12 protein-coding genes are annotated in these 14,617 nt (G+C 65.5%); 6 read left to right on the top strand and 6 right to left on the bottom strand.

What is annotated here, in order from left to right; genetic code table 11:
- Window positions 1-75: 75 nt before the first annotated feature.
- Together ACQY46_RS14840 and ACQY46_RS14835 are read right to left on the bottom strand one after the other, a co-directional pair.
- Entirely contained in the window at window positions 76-762 is a 687-nt protein-coding gene (locus tag ACQY46_RS14840) for a LysR substrate-binding domain-containing protein (RefSeq protein WP_428696807.1), read from the bottom strand.
- A complete protein-coding gene (locus ACQY46_RS14835; protein ID WP_428696806.1) occupies window positions 759-977 on the bottom strand; it encodes a LysR family transcriptional regulator in 219 nt (72 codons plus the stop codon). The genes ACQY46_RS14840 and ACQY46_RS14835 overlap by 4 nt, the downstream gene beginning before the upstream one ends.
- Window positions 978-980: 3 nt before the next feature.
- Between ACQY46_RS14835 and ACQY46_RS14830 the strand changes: the two genes are divergently transcribed.
- Together ACQY46_RS14830 and ACQY46_RS14825 are read left to right on the top strand one after the other, a co-directional pair.
- A complete protein-coding gene (locus ACQY46_RS14830) occupies window positions 981-1,967 on the top strand; it encodes a DMT family transporter (protein WP_428696805.1) in 987 nt (328 codons plus the stop codon).
- 145 nt (window positions 1,968-2,112) lie between these two features.
- A complete protein-coding gene (locus tag ACQY46_RS14825; RefSeq protein ID WP_428696804.1) occupies window positions 2,113-2,733 on the top strand; it encodes a LysE family translocator in 621 nt (206 codons plus the stop codon).
- A gap of 43 nt (window positions 2,734-2,776) precedes the next feature.
- On the opposite strand, the gene ACQY46_RS14820 is transcribed toward ACQY46_RS14825, so the two are convergent.
- From ACQY46_RS14820 to ACQY46_RS14810, 3 genes are all read right to left on the bottom strand, one after another.
- On the bottom strand, window positions 2,777-3,160 hold the full coding sequence (locus tag ACQY46_RS14820; protein WP_428696803.1) for a hypothetical protein: 384 nt from the start codon (window positions 3,158-3,160) through the stop codon (window positions 2,777-2,779).
- A gap of 93 nt (window positions 3,161-3,253) precedes the next feature.
- Window positions 3,254-5,989, bottom strand: a complete 2,736-nt coding sequence (locus tag ACQY46_RS14815; RefSeq protein ID WP_428696802.1) for an HAD-IC family P-type ATPase — start codon at window positions 5,987-5,989, stop codon at window positions 3,254-3,256.
- A gap of 86 nt (window positions 5,990-6,075) precedes the next feature.
- On the bottom strand, window positions 6,076-7,011 hold the full coding sequence (locus ACQY46_RS14810; RefSeq protein ID WP_428696801.1) for a LysR substrate-binding domain-containing protein: 936 nt from the start codon (window positions 7,009-7,011) through the stop codon (window positions 6,076-6,078).
- A 146-nt stretch (window positions 7,012-7,157) separates the two neighbouring features.
- On the opposite strand from ACQY46_RS14810, the gene betC reads away from it, so the two are divergent.
- Both betC and ACQY46_RS14800 read left to right on the top strand, forming a co-directional pair.
- Complete coding sequence (gene betC, locus ACQY46_RS14805) at window positions 7,158-8,639, top strand: choline-sulfatase (RefSeq protein ID WP_428696800.1); 1,482 nt, start codon at window positions 7,158-7,160, stop codon at window positions 8,637-8,639.
- Between the two features lie 42 nt (window positions 8,640-8,681).
- Window positions 8,682-10,328: a BCCT family transporter gene (locus ACQY46_RS14800; RefSeq protein ID WP_428696799.1), complete on the top strand. Its 1,647-nt coding sequence runs from the start codon at window positions 8,682-8,684 to the stop codon at window positions 10,326-10,328.
- A 124-nt stretch (window positions 10,329-10,452) separates the two neighbouring features.
- Here ACQY46_RS14800 and ACQY46_RS14795 read toward each other — a convergent pair whose 3' ends face one another.
- Entirely contained in the window at window positions 10,453-11,556 is a 1,104-nt protein-coding gene (locus tag ACQY46_RS14795; protein WP_428696798.1) for a fatty acid desaturase, read from the bottom strand.
- A gap of 216 nt (window positions 11,557-11,772) precedes the next feature.
- On the opposite strand from ACQY46_RS14795, the gene ACQY46_RS14790 reads away from it, so the two are divergent.
- Together ACQY46_RS14790 and ACQY46_RS14785 are read left to right on the top strand one after the other, a co-directional pair.
- Window positions 11,773-12,318 (top strand): hypothetical protein, encoded by a 546-nt coding sequence (locus ACQY46_RS14790; RefSeq protein WP_428696797.1) that lies wholly within the window; start codon window positions 11,773-11,775, stop codon window positions 12,316-12,318.
- Window positions 12,305-14,476: a putative bifunctional diguanylate cyclase/phosphodiesterase gene (locus ACQY46_RS14785; RefSeq protein ID WP_428696796.1), complete on the top strand. Its 2,172-nt coding sequence runs from the start codon at window positions 12,305-12,307 to the stop codon at window positions 14,474-14,476. Before ACQY46_RS14790 ends, ACQY46_RS14785 begins: the two co-directional genes overlap by 14 nt.
- Window positions 14,477-14,617: the final 141 nt, after the last annotated feature.

Here is a 14,617-nt window from a genome sequence, read left to right as displayed (position 1 = left end):
GGCGAGCGGCCCGACAAGGAAACTGCTCCTTCCGGCGCAGTTCATTGACCCGGACACGCGGCAGGCCGGATGAATTCAGACCGGCTCCGAAAACTCATCCTGCAACCAGTCAAGCAGGGCCTGCGTTTCCCGGTGATTGCCGGGTCGCGTGCCTCGGAATACCGAGATTTCCGCTGGTCGTGCGACAATCTCGCAGCAGGGCCGGACGAGCTTGCCGTCCTCCAGCAGGCTGCTCACGGTTCGCCTCCATCCAAGGGCGATGCCCTGACCGGCGACTGCGGCCTGCAGCACCAGCGGAAAACTGTCGAAGGTGATCTTGCTAGCGCCTCTTCGCAGCGGCAGGCCCACTGCCTCGAACCAGTCCGGCCAGTCCATCCAGTCCTGCGGGACGACCCGATGCGACAGCAGGGTGAAGTCCGGCAGTTCTGAAGGCCGAAGCGGGAGCGACAGGCTTTCCAGCAGGCCCGGGGAAGCAACCGGAAACACGTCATCCGAGGCGGTGAAGGCAAGGCGGGCGCTGCCGCAGGCGCGCCCCGACGTCTGGATGGCAACATCGAAGGGTTCAACGGCCTGTGTCAGGGGAGCCAGCGAGCTGATGACCCGGATCTCGACCCCCGGATGACGTTCGTGAAAGCGGGAGAGACGCGGCATCAGCCAGTAGAAAGCCTCGCAAAGCTGACAGTGCAACACGAGCCCACCGGGACGGCGCGTGCCGCGAAGCTCGGCCGTTTCTGCGGCGATGTCGGACAGCGCGGCGCTCACGACCCTGCCGAAGCGACGCCCTCCTCGGTCAGGAAGACGGCCCGGTTGCGTCGTTCGAAAAGGCGAACGCCGAGATCCTCCTCCAGCGCGGCAATCTGCTTGCTGACCGCCGTCTGGGTCAGGCCGAGCTCGGTCGCCGCCTGGGTAAAGCTTTCCAGACGGGCGGCAGCCTCGAAGGGGCGCAGGCGCGCCAGTGGCGGCAGGACCCGGGTCATGAGATGCATTCCACAGGCTCATGCCTGTTTGATGATTCTTCATTTTTCAAAAGCGATAACCCCTGCACTTTGTCGGCAATGGAATGGATTGTCGCACGTTTGACGAGGCTTGAACCACGCAAAGCCGGGATCTTTTCGATCCTGCTGGCCGTTCTCTTGCTATCGCTGTCCGATGCCCTGGTGAAAAACACGGGCGGCAGGTTCGCCCTCGGGCAGATTGTATTCCTCAGGTCGCTTGTCGCCGGAGCCCTGATCGCGGCCGTTGTCGGCATGGTGTCACGCGGGATCCGCTTGCGCGTGTGCTACTGGGTCTGGATCCGCAGCCTGTGCCTCACGGCCATGTGGTTCTGCTATTACGCCGCGCTGCCGTGGATGTCCTTCACCCTCGCCGCCGCGTGCTACTATTCCTCGCCGGTCTGGATGGCGCTCATGTCACGGTTCATCCCCGGGGAGGCAGCAAGTCGGCGGCAGTGGCAAGCGGTGCTTCTGACGGCCGCGGGTGTGGTTGTCGCGGCGAACCCGAGGGTCGGAGAGCTGTCGCCCGTCACTCTCCTTCCGGTGATCGCAGCGGTTTTCTATGCCCTGGCGGCGGTCGTGACCCGAAGCCGCTGCCGGGAAGAACCCTCGCTGGTCATGGCACTGAACCTGAACATCACCCTCGTGCTTGCCAGCGGCATGGTCATCGCCACGCGCGCGCTGCTTGCCCCGTCCGACGCGGGCGTTCTCGCCGGTTTGGCATGGTCCCCCCTGCGGCTGGGGGACTGGGTTCTGGCCGCGTTCCTGGGCCTGCTTCTTGCCATCGTCGCAACCGCCGTGGCACAAGCCTACAAGCTGGCGCCCTCTCCTGTCGTGGGGGTGTTCGACAATGGCTATCTGGTGTTTGCGGCATTCTGGAGCGTGGTTCTGATTGGCGAGCCTCCAACATTGCGTGAAATCGCCGGGATCGCCCTGATCGCCTCGGGCGCGCTTCTTGCCGTGCGCCGGCGATGAGGAAAACCCCGCCCGCCCCTGGGGCGTGAACTCATGATTCCGATGAGAAACGGTATGAAGGAACGGGACTGGAGACCACGCCCTGGGCCGACCGGCTGGCACGCGGTATTGAGATCGTCCCGGCAAAGGTTCGAGGAAGTCCCGGATGTCCTTTGAAAACTGGTTTGCCTTCACCATCGCCTGCATCGTCCTGACGCTTGTCCCGGGCCCCAGCGTTCTTCTCGTTGTCGGTCAGGCGCTGACAAGGGGCAGGAAGGCCGCCCTGATGTGCGTGGCCGGCGACCTGATCGGCGGCATCGTGCTGATGCTGCTCTCGTTCCTGGGCGTTGGCGCCATCCTGGCGGCGTCCGCGCTCCTGTTTCAGGCGGTCAAGTGGGCGGGTGTCCTCTACCTGGCCTGGCTTGGCTATCGGCAGATCTCCGAGGCCAGGACGGGAACATTCGAATTGCCCGGGCAGGACGCTGTCTCGTCCGGCTGGGGGAGCCTTTGGGCCGGAACGATCACCGCCATCCTGAACCCCAAGGCGATTGTCTTCTACATGGCCTTTCTGGCGCAGTTCATTGATCCGGCAGGAAGTCTTGCCCGGCAGATGCTGATCCTGACCGTGACCTCGACGATTGTCGTGGCGGTTCTCCTCTCGGCTTACGCCATCATCGCGATCCGCGCACGCCAGGTCTTCGCAAGCAGATCGGCAAAGCGGAGGATCGGCTATGCCGGAGGTACGTTCCTGCTGGGCGGAAGCCTGTTGATGGCAACGACACGCTAGGCGCAGGCACGCGCCTGCCGTCCACCTTGCCGTCTCCGGCCACTCATCCCCTGCAACCGAAGGGCAGGAACGAGCCGGTGATCCCTTGCGAGACGGCCATCATCGACAGGGTGTCGGCGGCCTTGAGCTCCGCCGCGCTTCTCGGACACACGCCGGCAGGCGTCGAACACCCGCCGGCGATGAAGCGCTCGTTCCCATCGATGAAGTCATGGCCAAGCCCCTCGCGGCCCTGCCATTCGACGACCTTGCGCCAGGCCTCGCCATAGAGCGTGCATTTCTTCTGCGACCAGGCATCGGCGGTGGCGGTATTGGCGGCGACGAGCGGCGAAAGCAGCATGGCGAGCGAAAGCGCACCGACAACCGTGTTTCGGGCAAACCGCGTTCCGGCAAGGGTCAGAAATCTAAAATCGTGCTGCATCAAGGTCATGGCCTCATGTCATGATACCTGTCTCTGGCCGGCATCCGGCCCCGCCACGGCCGGTACTGCCGAAGCCGGGCCACAAGATGGCACGTGGCGCATTCATGTCGCCGTCCTGCCGCGCCGTACGGCCAGGCGGAGCTGCTTTTCCGTCTCGACGAGAGCCAGGAAAACCACGCCGATCGCGACGACGAGGGCACCGTCGGCGAGCGGTACCGGCCGGGTCCCGAAAACCTGCTGCAGCGGCGGAAAATAAGTGATGGCGAACTGGGCCGCGGTGATGGCGCCAACGCAAAGCCAGACCACGGGCGTGCCGCGCACGGCCTTCCAGGTGAGCGAGGTGCCGTAGATGTTGCGGATGAAGAAGAGGTGGAAGATTTCCAGCGCCACCAGCGTGTTGAGCGCCAGCGTCCGGGCCAGTTCCTCCGAATACCCCTGATCGACCGCATAGGTGTGGATGCCGAAGATCGCGCCGAGGAACAGGAGCGAGACCACGACCACGTGCCAGATCAGGCCTGCGCCCAGAAGCGGCTCTCCGCGTGGTCGGGGCAATCGCTTCATCGTGTTCGCCTCGGTCGGCTCGAACGCCAGCGCCAGTCCGAGGGTGATGCCGGTGATCAGGTTGACCCAGAGGATCTGCACCGGCGTGATCGGCATCGAAAGACCCAGAAAAAGCGCGACGATAATCGTTGCCGCCTCGCCGCCGCTGGTCGGCAGCGTCCAGCTGATCACCTTCTTGATGTTGTCGTAGACCGTGCGCCCCTCGCGCACCGCCGCCACGATCGAGGCGAAATTGTCATCGGCCAGAACGAGATCGGCGGTTTCGCGCGCCGCGTCGCTCCCCTTGCGGCCCATCGCGATGCCGGCATCGGCGCGCTTGAGGGCCGGCGCATCGTTGACCCCGTCGCCCGTCATCGCGACGGTCAGACCATGCGACTGAAGCGCACTCACCAGCCTCAGCTTGTGCTCCGGGCTGGTCCTGGCGAAGACATCCGTATCAAGGACGATGGCGGCCAGTTCCGCCTCGTCCATGGCGTCCAGTTCCGTGCCGGTGATCACGCGGTCGGGATTGGCAAGCCCTATCCTTCCGGCAATGGCCGCTGCCGTCCCGGCATGATCCCCGGTGATCATCTTCACCCGGATACCGGCCCTGTGGCACTCGATGACAGCCGCCACGGCTTCCGGTCGCGGCGGATCGATCAGTCCGACAAGACCAAGCAGCACCAGGTCTCGGCCAAGCACCTCCGCCGACAAAGTGCCGCCGCTTTCTGCCGTCCGGCCGGACATGGCGAGCGCCAGAACGCGCTGCCCCTTCGCCGCGATCGCCTCGACCTGCTCGTGCCAGAAGGCCGCGTCCAGCGCCTCGGTGGCGCCACCGGCGCCGCGCTGGCCCGCCGCCATCGCCAGGACCTGTTCCGGCGCGCCCTTCACATGGATCTCGCCGACGCCATCGGGGTTGCGGTGCAGCACCGCCATGTAGCGATGGGCGGCATCGAAGGGGATGGTATCGAGGCGGACCCAGTCGGCGAAGGGACTGGCGCCCTCGCCGGTGATCTTGCCGGCAAGCGCTTTCAGCGCGCCTTCCATGGGATCGCCTTCAGCGCGCCAGCCGTCCTCGCCGGGCAGCAGGGCCGCGTCGTTGCAAAGGGCGGCAGCACGCGCGATTTCAAAGAGGACCGGATGGGCGGCGGGATCGACATCGGTTTCCCTCGAGACGAGCCGCAGGGCCCCGTCCGGCGCATACCCCTCCCCGGTGACGCCGTAGACCTCGCCGGCGGCGGACAGCGAGGCGACGAGCATCTCGTTGCGGGTCAGGGTGCCGGTCTTGTCGGTGCAGATGACCGAGACGGAGCCGAGCGTCTCGATCGCCGGCAGCCGGCGGACGATGGCGTTGCGACGGGCCATCGCCTGCACGCCCACGGCAAGCGTGATGGTCAGGACCGCCGGCAGTCCTTCGGGTATCGCCGCCACGGAGAGCCCGACGACCGACATGAAGACGTCGGTGAAGGCCATGTGGCCGACGAAATAGCCGTAGACGAGCAATATCCCGGCGATCAGCAGGATGAGCACCGTGAGCCATCGCGCAAAGGCATCCATCTGGAGGATGAGCGGCGTGGTCAGTTGTTCGACCCGGGCAAGCATGCCGCTGATCCGGCCGATCTCCGTCTCGCCGCCGGTGGCCACCACCGCGCCGAGCCCGGTTCCCGCCGAAACCATCGTGCCGCTATAGGCCATGCAGGTACGGTCCCCCAGCGGCGCGGCGACGGCGACGGGCGCCAGCTGCTTTTCGGCCGGCACGGATTCGCCGGTCAGGATCGCCTCGTCGACCCGCAGCCCCCTCGCCTCGATCAACCGCAGGTCGGCGGGGACCTTCTCTCCCGCTTCCAGCAACACGATGTCGCCGGGGACGAGGTCCGCGCTGTCAACGCTGCTTCGGCGGCCGTCGCGCAAGACGGAACTGTGCGGCGCAAGCATGTGGCGAATGGCGTCCATCGCGGTTTCCGCACGCCCTTCCTGGACGAAGCCGATGACCGCGTTGGCGATCACCACGGCGAGAATGACGCCTGTATCGACGAAATGGCCGAGGCCCGCGGTGATGACGGCCGCCCCGATCAGCACATAGATCAGCACATTGTGGAAATGCGCCAGAAAGCGCAGCACGGCGTTGCGACGTGGTGGTTCGGGCAACCGGTTCGCGCCCCGCTCGGCGAGCCTTTGACGCGCCTCGTCGCAGGAGAGGCCGCCTCGTTCCGTGCGAAGGCCCGCGATCACCTCCTCCGGCGCCATCGCGTGGGCCGGCCTGTCACGGTCCATCGAGGTGATGTCGACGTCGCTCATGCATTCCTCAAAAGCCTGGTTGCACCGCAGCAAGACTGACGAAGCGCCGCGCCTGCGTACAGGCAGGAAAACACGTAGCGGCGGCGTCAACCGGTCTTTTCCGTCGCCTTGCAGACCTCGTCCAGGATCCAGTCATGGACGCGGTTGGCGGCCGGTGACGGTGCCTCCTGGCCCATGTGGATGAAATACCCCCTCCCGCTTGCGGCGACGTCGGGCACGGCCGGCACCAATCCGCCCTCTTCCAGCAGGTCGTCGATCAGGCCGTGCCAGCCGAGTGCCACGCCGAGGCCCGCCTGCGCGGCGCGCACGACGATGTCGTAGCTGGTGAAGCTGGTGCGTTCGCTGTCGGAGCGCGCGTCGATGCCGAAATGGGCGAACCAGCTTCCCCAGTCATACCAGTGCGAGGTCGGCGGGGTGGCCAGGCTGAGAAGCGGCAGGCCGACGAGATCGGCGGGACCCGCGAGCCCCGGATGGCCGGCCAGAAAATCCGGGCTGCACACGGCCGAGACCCGCTCGTCCATCAGCTTCGTCTCGCGTGCCTCGATGTCGTCTCCCTCGGCCATGCGGATCGTCAGGTCAACGCTGAGCCCGGCGGCCAGTTCCGGCTGCTGCGAGGTCAGCATGGAAATGTCGATCGGATGGATCGCCTCGCGCAGGCGCGCCAACCGGGGCAGCAGCCAGAAGGAGGCAAACGCGAAATCGACGGAGACAAGCACCGAAGGGGTTCGCTTGCGATGGGTGAACCGGCGGAAGTTCGCGGCGAGGTTTCCGAGCAGGGGCTCGACCGTCGCCAGCAGCTCGGCCCCCTGTTCCGTCAGGCGGACGCCGCGATGGGTGCGCTCGAACAGGGTGATCTGCAGGCTGTCTTCAAGGTTTTTCAGACGCTGGCTCAGTCCGGGCTGGGAAATGCGCAACTCGCGCGCGGCGGCCGACAGCTGGCCATGGCGTGCGACCAGCACGAAGGCGCAAAGGCCGGCCGCGTGCCGGCTCATCATGATATAATCAAGGCTTATATCACTCATAGAGAAATCTCTGTGGAAGCGCCGGGTTCAATCCGCCAAGCTAAGAAATCCATTAATTCATCAGTTTTGCGGCGGGGGCAATGCAGAACAGCGGGACAGACGAAAAGACACAGGCGGCCGGAGGGCGGCCGAACATTCTGATCTTCATGGTGGATCAGTTGAACGGGACGCTTTTTCCCGACGGCCCGGCCGACTGGCTGCACGCTCCCAACCTGAAACGACTTGCCTCCCGCTCCGTCCGGTTCGCCAATGCCTACACCGCCTCGCCGCTCTGTGCACCGGGCCGTGCCTCGTTCATGTCCGGCCAGCTGCCGTCGCGGACCAGGGTCTACGACAATGCCGCGGAGTTCGCCTCCGATATCCCGAGCTATGCCCATCACCTGCGCCGCGCGGGCTACCAGACCTGCCTTTCCGGCAAGATGCACTTCGTCGGGCCGGACCAGCTGCACGGGTTCGAGGAGCGGCTGACCACCGACGTCTACCCTCCCGATTTCGGCTGGACGCCCGATTATCGCAAGCCCGGCGAGCGGATCGACTGGTGGTATCACAACATGGGTTCGGTGACGGGCGCGGGCGTTGCGGAGATCAGCAACCAGCTCGAATATGACGACGAGGTCGCCTATCACGCGACCCGCAAGGTGCTCGACCTTTCGCGCGGCAACGACGCCCGTCCCTGGTGCCTGACGGTGAGCTTCACCCACCCGCACGACCCTTACGTGGCGCGGCGGCGCTACTGGGACCTCTACGAGGACAGCACACACCTGCTGCCGCGCGTTCCGGCGATGGACTACGCGGCGCATGATCCGCATTCCAAACGGATTTTCGATGCCAACGACTGGCGCTCCTACGACATCACGGACGAAGATATCCGCAGGGCGCGGCGCGCCTATTTCGCCAATGTCTCCTATGTCGACGACAAGATCGGCGAGATCCTCGACGCGCTTGAGCGAACCCGCCAGGAGGCGGTGATCCTGTTCGTTTCCGATCATGGCGACATGCTCGGCGAGCGCGGGCTGTGGTTCAAGATGAGCTTCTTCGAAGGCTCGGCCCGGGTGCCGCTGATGGTGTCCGCGCCCGGTCTCGCGCCGGGACGGATCGCCGTGCCGGTCTCGACGCTGGACGTGACGCCGACGCTGTGCGCCCTGGCCGGAGTGCCGCTCGACGAGGTGGCGCCGTGGACGGATGGCGAGAGCCTGCTGCCGCTGGCCGGGGGCGCAGCGCGCGCTCGCCCCGTGGCGATGGAGTATGCGGCGGAGGCCTCCTATGCGCCGCTGGTGGCGCTGCGCGAGGGGCGGTGGAAATACACGCGCTGCCGGCTTGACCCGGAGCAGCTCTTCGATCTCGACGCCGACCCGGACGAGCTTTCGAACCTCGTCGGCGACCCGGCCCATGGCGAAATTCTCGAACATTTCCGGTCGCTTGCCGAAAGCCGATGGGACCTTGAGCGATTTGACGCGGAGATCCGCCAGTCGCAGGCCCGCCGGCTCGTCGTCTACGAGGCGCTGCGCAACGGCGCGCATTTTCCCTGGGATTACCAACCGCTGCAAAAAGCGAGCGAGCGCTACATGCGCAATCACATGGACCTCAACGTCCTGGAGGAGAGGCAGAGGTTCCCCCGTGGCGAATGACCTTCCCGCCGCGATAACAACAAGCAAAAAGGACCAGACCAGATGAGTGTGAAACCACCCCTGCTCGACCTGCCGATCAAGATCGCCAAACGCGGTTTCTACAACGGCTTCATCCTTGACGTGACGATCACCTCGAAACTGGCGGTCGGAGCGCTGGTCCTGTGGGCGGTCGCCTTTCCCCAGCAGGCGAGCGACGTTCTCGCCGGCTTCAACAGCTTTATCCTCGCCAACTTCGCGCTGTGGTATTTTTACGTTATGGCCGCCTTCGTGCTTGCCTGCATCGTGCTCGCGCTGTGGCCGACAGCCGGGCGCATGAAGCTGGGCGGTCCCGACGACAAGCCGGAGTTCTCGCGCTTCTCCTGGTTCTCGATGATGTTCGGTGCCGGCATCGGCGTGGGCATGCTGACCTGGGCGGTGGCGGAGCCGATCTACCACTTCAAGAGAAACCCGGACGTGATCCAGGGACTGGCGACGAGCGGCGGGGCCGACAACGTGCTCAACGCCTTCAAGTGGTCCTACCTCCACTGGGGGTTCTCGGCCTGGTCGTCCTATGCGATCGCCGGCCTGGCGCTCGGCTTCTTCGCCTATCGCCGCGGGTTGCCGCTGACCATCCGCTCCTCGCTTGCTCCGCTCTTCGGCCGCAGCCTGTCGGGTCCGGTCGGTCATGCGATCGACATCGTCGCGGTGATCGCAACCATTCTCGGCGTTGCCCAGATGCTCGGCTTCGGCGTCGAACAGTTCGTTGCCGGCATGGCGCGCATCGGCATCGGCGACTGGCTGATCAACGACAAGGGCACGGCCTCCTCGCTCGGCATCATCGTCGCCATCGTCATCATCATGGGTGCCTCGACGCTGTCGGCTCTGTCTGGCGTCGGCAAGGGCATCAAGTGGCTGTCGAACCTGAACATGGTGCTCAGCACCTTCCTGCTCGGCTTCTTCCTGCTCTTCGGTTCGACCTGGTTCGGCCTCAACGCGCTGTTCGTCGGCGGGTTCGAATATCTTATGGCCCTGCCGTCGATGATCTTCACGGTCTATTCCGGCGAGGGCGAGACGGCCAAGGCACTGGAAGGCTGGCAGGGTGCCTGGTCGGTCTTCTACTGGGCCTGGTGGGTGGCGTTCGCACCCTTTGTCGGGCTCTTCCTCGCCCGCATCTCCAAGGGCCGCACGATCCGCGAGTTCGTCGTCGGGGCGGTGATCGCGCCGGCGATCATGTGCTTCGTCTGGTTCGCCTTTGCCGGGGGAACCGCGATCCAGATGGAACTCAGCGGCGTCGCGGGCGGCGCGATCAACTCGGTGCCGGACGGCGACAAGATCTTCGCCATGACCGGCCTGATGCTGTCGCCGGTGCTTGGCTGGCTGATGGCGGTGCTGATCGTCGTGCTGCTGATGACATATCTGATCACGTCGGCAGACTCCGCCGTGCTGATCGTCAACACGATCAATGCGGCGGGCGACGAAGGGCCCAAGGCGCGGCCGCACATCCTGTTCTGGGGCGTCTCGCTGGGAGTGGTCGTGGCGGCGCTGCTGCTGGTCGGCGGGCTGAAGGCGATCCAGACGGCGATGGTGATCGGCGCCCTGCCCTTCTCGCTGGTGATGGTCCTGATGTGCGTGTCGCTTTTCAAGGCGATCTATCGCGACGGCATGCGCGAGCGGGCCGGACTGCAGACCACCTACGGCGAGGTCACCTGACCCGAGACCGGCGGCGCCTCACGGTGCCGCCGGTTGTCGCAAAACGAGCCGAGGTTTTGCGCAATTTCGAACAAAGAATTGCGAAAAATTGCGCGTTTTTGTATCGAAATTGATCGATATCAGTTCAAGCGTCACCCGTGCGCGGGCATCGCCGGGACTGGTCCTCGCCCTGCAGCGGACTGCGGCGCGAGGTCTTGAAATCCCCGCACACATGATCCCACCAATACCCGAGATAGGAGCGCTCGGCACGGGCGCTGAAGACCTCCGGGGCGCCGCGCGCCAGCTCCGGCAGGCGCGTCCAGGCGACGTTCGGAAAGGTGTGGTGCTCGTTGTGATAGCCGGTGTTGAACAGCAGCCGGTTGATCCAGCCATAGGTCGAGCGGGTGGGCGCGTCGACGTCGTCGCCGGGATGCTCGCTGAGCGACTGGCCGAGATTGGAGATGCCGAACTTGCCCAGAAAGATCGACAGGGCCCAATTGTGATAGAGCCAGCCGAACACCCCGAAAAGTGACAAGAGAGCGACGTTGACGGCGAGCGACCAGGCGATGAACAGGCGACGCTGCCAGAGCGGCGCGCGGGTCGAACGGACATGCCGCTCGCCATCGCGGGCGACGCGGCCGGTGAGCCGCTCGTAGAGGCGGGGAAAGATCTCGTCGGAGATGATGAAGCCGAAGGGCAGCAGGTGGACGACAAGCGTCGCCACCGTCAGCACCCGCTGCAGGCGCGGCCGCCCCTCGACCAGCATCTCGCGCGCCTTGAAGGCGCACAGGTCCTCATGCTCGTAGTCGCGCTCATAGTCGCCGATGAAGGGATGATGGCTCGACAGGTGCTCGTGCTGGTAGGTGAGCTGCTTGCCGAAGGAGCCGAGAACCGTTTCCAGGCCGAGATCGAAGGCAAGCTTCGCCTTGTCGCCGCGGAAGATCAGCCGGTGGGCGGTCTCGTGAACGAGCGCGCCGGCGGCGTGGATGACGAACTGGCCGAACAGGAAGGCCGCGAGGAAGACGACCAGCAGGTTGCTGTCCGATACCGCCCAGGCCATGCCCCAGTGCAAGGCGAGGAGCAGCGGCACGAAGAGCGCCGTGCGCCGGTCGGGGCCGGCAAGGTCCCGCAGGCCGGGATGCGCCTTGAGGGTCTCCTTGCGCATTTGCAGGTGCCGGCGCGCCTGCGGCGAGATGCTTTCGCGGGTCTGTGCTTCGCCCATCGTCCCTGTCGCCTGAACGGTTTTCATGAAATGTCCGGTTTTCCCACGTTCCACGGGCACAGGGTGGAACGCGACAGGGAGCGGATGTCAAACGGAATTCGCTCCCGCACGCTCCGCCGCGACCTGAGACCGCGCCTTGCGGGCAGAAAGTGACGTCGGGATATCCGGCAATTTTAGCGCCTGGCTTAAACAGCCTTTCACGACTCGCCAATAGTGTTGGATGGTGGGGGTTCGGAGGTTTGAATGGGTCAGGTTCGCAAGGCTTTCGCCGCTACATTTGTTGTTTTCGCGGTTGCGGCAGCCATCCAGGCGGGTGCGGTCCCCGGCGCGCGCGCCGACACGGGCGGCATCGAGACGGTTCACGCGCGCTCGGCCGGCCCGGACCTGGACGCCGTGCGCCGGGACGTCGGCGACCTTGCCGTTCTGGCGCAAAAGCACATCGGCGAGGCGGGCCTGCGCCAGGCGCTGAAGGATTTCAGCGGCGCACCCTGGGTCCGCGATGCCAATGGCCTGCATCTTTGGGGCGTGACCGTTTCGGGTGTAAGCTGGTTCGATACCGGCCATCCGGAGCTTGTCGGCATCGATGTGAGCAACATCACCGATATCGAGGGACGCTTCTGGGCGAAACTGGCGGTGCAATCGGCTCTGGGCACCGGCGACAAGGTGTTCCTGCTGCTGTTCCCGCATCCGAAGACCGGAAAGTCGGCTGTCGGCTTCCATAGCTGTTTCGCACTGGAGGACGGCGAACGCGTTCTGTGCGCGGGAGCATTCGAAGATGCGTCGAGGTAGAAAGCTGGCCGGACGCCTGCGTTTCTCGAACTGGTCGATCCTGGCGAAGGTGATGGCCGCGCCGCTGGTGATGCTGGTCGCGCTGACGCTGATGACGTTCGTCGCGTGGCAGACGCTGAAGACGCAGCGAACGGCGATCGTGTCGGGGATTGCCGAGTACGAGGCGGCGCTTGAGCGCGCCTATCATGTCTCCCATCACCTCGCCAGCGTCGAGGCGAACCTCTACAAGCTCTCCATGTGGAGCGAGATCGGCGTGCGCGGCGCCGAACTGGAGGGCACGCTGCGCGCCATTTCCTACTATCTCGACATCAGCGATACAGACATTGCCGAGATGCAGGAGGCCGGGCTGTCGGGAGCCGACGAGTTGCGCGCCGCATTCAAGACCTACAAGCAGAACACCTCGCAGGCGGTGCTCCTGATCCTGCGCAACGCCACGCTCGGAGCAGTCGCGACACGGGGCGGCCACCAGGCCTATGCGCGGGTCGAGGGCCTCGCGCAGACCGTCGCCACCCGGGCCTCCAACGATTTTCGCGAGGCGAGCGAGCGCACGTCGGTCATGTCCGACCGCCTCGCCCGCGATTTCGTCGTGGCCGCCGCGCTGACCGGCCTGATGGCGATCATCGTCAGTTTCGCCGCCTCGCGAATGATCACACGCCCGATCCTGGGGCTGGTGCGCACGGTCCAGTCGCTGTTGCGCGGCGATCTTGCCGTGGGCGTGCCCTTTGTCGAGCGCCGCGACGAGTTCGGCCGCATCGCGGTCTCGGTGCGCGAGTTGCAGCGCGTGATGGTGCAGAACCGGGAACTGGCTGACGAACGCGAGCAGAAGCAGGCGGAACTGGAACATATCGCCAGCCATGACGGGTTGACGGCGGTGGCCAACCGCAAGGCCTTCGACACATTCCTCGACGCGATCTGGCAGAACACGCAGGACGGCGAGGAATTCATCTACCTGCTGGTCGACCTGGACAGCTTCAAACCGATCAACGATGCCTATGGCCACGACGCGGGCGACGCGGTGCTGAAGACGCTGGCGCAGCGCTTCCGCGAACTGACGCGGCCGGGCGACTTCGTCGCGCGGCTCGGCGGCGACGAGTTCGGCATCATCGTGCCGGTGACGGACCACCGGCGCGACCCGGAAACCATCGCGCGCCGGATCCTCGAGGCAACCGCCCGGCCGATCTCGTTCAACGGCAGGGAACTGCGCGTCGGCGCCAGCATCGGCGTCGCCTGCAGCCGGGATGTCGCCGGCGCGGCGCACGAGCTGATGGCCGCCGCCGACCAGGCGATGTATGTCGCCAAGCACGAGAAGCGCCCCTCCTACTCGATCTATTCGCCGAGCATGATGCCGGAGCGTTTCGGCCTCGACGACAAGGAAGAGATCGAAACGGCGCTGGAACGCGGCGAGTTCGTCATGCACTACCAGCCCAAGGTGCGGCTGGGCACCGGCGGGCATGCCGGCTTCGAAGCGCTCGCCCGCTGGCAGCATCCGGAAAAGGGCCTGTTGCCGCCGTCCTACTTCCTGCCTCGAATCGGCAGTTTCGGGCTGCAGGGCGATTTCACGGTGGAGGTCGCGCGGCAGGTGTTTGCCGACCTACGCCGCTTTGCCGCGGCCAGGCTCGACACGGGCGGGGTCGCGATCAACCTGGACGAGGCGACGCTGGCGACGCGCAGCGGCATGGATGCCCTGCGCGGCCTGTTCTCCGAAAACATCGACCTTGCCGGGCTGATTACCCTGGAAATCACCGAGGACGTGTTCATCGCCCGCTCCGCCGACATCATCCGCGACAATGTGGAGATGCTGGCCGGGCTCGGCATCCGCATCTCGATGGACGACTTCGGCACCGGCTACGGCTCGTTCAAGCACTTGCGCGAGTTCACCATCCACGAGTTGAAGATCGACACCCAGTTTGTCGCCGGCATCGGCCGCGACAAGTCGTCGGAAGTGATCATCGACGGCTTCCTGGCGATCGCCTCGGGCCTTGGCGCGGATGTTGTCGCGGAGGGCATCGAGACACCGGAGCAGCAGCAGTACCTGACCCGGCGCGGCTGCCATTTCGGCCAGGGCTTCCTGTTCTGCCGTCCCCTGCCCTTCGAGGGCGCGGCCGCCTATCTGGAAGAGCGCGCGCCGCAGGCCCGGGAGAAGACGAAAGTCGGCTGAGGCGCGGCGTCTGGTGCGCGCAGGCCGGACAGCCCCTTGCGCAAAATGCCGTCCGGTGTCGCCTCCTTGAATTTTCCGGCCCCGGGGCCTTGTCTAATCCTGCCGGCATCGACCATCATCGGCGCGACTTTTGCTTTGCTC

This window comes from Stappia sp. (genome assembly GCF_965276915.1).
Classification (GTDB): domain Bacteria; phylum Pseudomonadota; class Alphaproteobacteria; order Rhizobiales; family Stappiaceae; genus Stappia.
This window is presented reverse-complemented; position numbering and strand designations above follow the sequence as displayed.

Excerpts from the sequence above, each read along its gene's own strand:
- ACQY46_RS14835 (WP_428696806.1), bottom strand. The coding sequence starts at position 977 with ATGACCCGGGTCCTGCCGCCACTGGCGCGCCTGCGCCCCTTCGAGGCT.
- ACQY46_RS14830 (WP_428696805.1), top strand. The coding sequence starts at position 981 with ATGCATTCCACAGGCTCATGCCTGTTTGATGATTCTTCATTTTTCAAA.
- ACQY46_RS14825 (WP_428696804.1), top strand. The coding sequence starts at position 2,113 with ATGTCCTTTGAAAACTGGTTTGCCTTCACCATCGCCTGCATCGTCCTG.
- ACQY46_RS14820 (WP_428696803.1), bottom strand. The coding sequence starts at position 3,160 with ATGACCTTGATGCAGCACGATTTTAGATTTCTGACCCTTGCCGGAACG.
- ACQY46_RS14815 (WP_428696802.1), bottom strand. The coding sequence starts at position 5,989 with ATGAGCGACGTCGACATCACCTCGATGGACCGTGACAGGCCGGCCCAC.
- ACQY46_RS14810 (WP_428696801.1), bottom strand. The coding sequence starts at position 7,011 with ATGAGTGATATAAGCCTTGATTATATCATGATGAGCCGGCACGCGGCC.
- betC (WP_428696800.1), top strand. The coding sequence starts at position 7,158 with ATGGTGGATCAGTTGAACGGGACGCTTTTTCCCGACGGCCCGGCCGAC.
- ACQY46_RS14800 (WP_428696799.1), top strand. The coding sequence starts at position 8,682 with ATGAGTGTGAAACCACCCCTGCTCGACCTGCCGATCAAGATCGCCAAA.
- ACQY46_RS14795 (WP_428696798.1), bottom strand. The coding sequence starts at position 11,556 with ATGAAAACCGTTCAGGCGACAGGGACGATGGGCGAAGCACAGACCCGC.
- ACQY46_RS14790 (WP_428696797.1), top strand. The coding sequence starts at position 11,773 with ATGGGTCAGGTTCGCAAGGCTTTCGCCGCTACATTTGTTGTTTTCGCG.
- ACQY46_RS14785 (WP_428696796.1), top strand. The coding sequence starts at position 12,305 with ATGCGTCGAGGTAGAAAGCTGGCCGGACGCCTGCGTTTCTCGAACTGG.